Genomic DNA, 350 nt, shown 5'->3' on the forward strand with positions numbered 1-350 from the left:
GTGTCGTCACGCTGGAAGGAACCGGCAAAGCGCAGCGGCACGGCGTCCACCGCGCCCCACTGCTGCAACACCAGTTCATCCAGTCCGCCCACCGTCCATTCAAAGGTCAGGGCGTCGTCGTCCAGGCCAAAATCAATGGAGGCGGAACCGGTCATGCCGCCGCCGCGATAGTTCTCCAGCTTGCGGGTCAGTTTTGGCAGCGTCAGCCCGCTGACCATGCCGAGATAGCTGTTCCCGTCGTTAAACAGGTTCAGGTATTTAAGTTTCTTCGGGAGTGCCATGTTTTAGCGCCTCTTAGCTGTTAACGGAGGTGGCGAACGTCGCCAGATACTGATCGGTGATGCGCTGAC

General features: G+C 59.1%; 1 protein-coding gene. It reads right to left on the reverse strand.

All coding sequences use genetic code 11. The features are described from left to right. Positions 1–281, reverse strand: a 281-nt coding sequence (locus EYY67_RS24415; protein WP_207391117.1) for a phage major tail tube protein, incomplete at its 3' end; no start/stop codon positions are given. Between the last annotated feature and the right edge of the window lie 69 nt (positions 282–350).

It is taken from the genome of Rahnella victoriana (assembly GCF_004330295.1).
Lineage (GTDB): Bacteria > Pseudomonadota > Gammaproteobacteria > Enterobacterales > Enterobacteriaceae > Rahnella > Rahnella victoriana.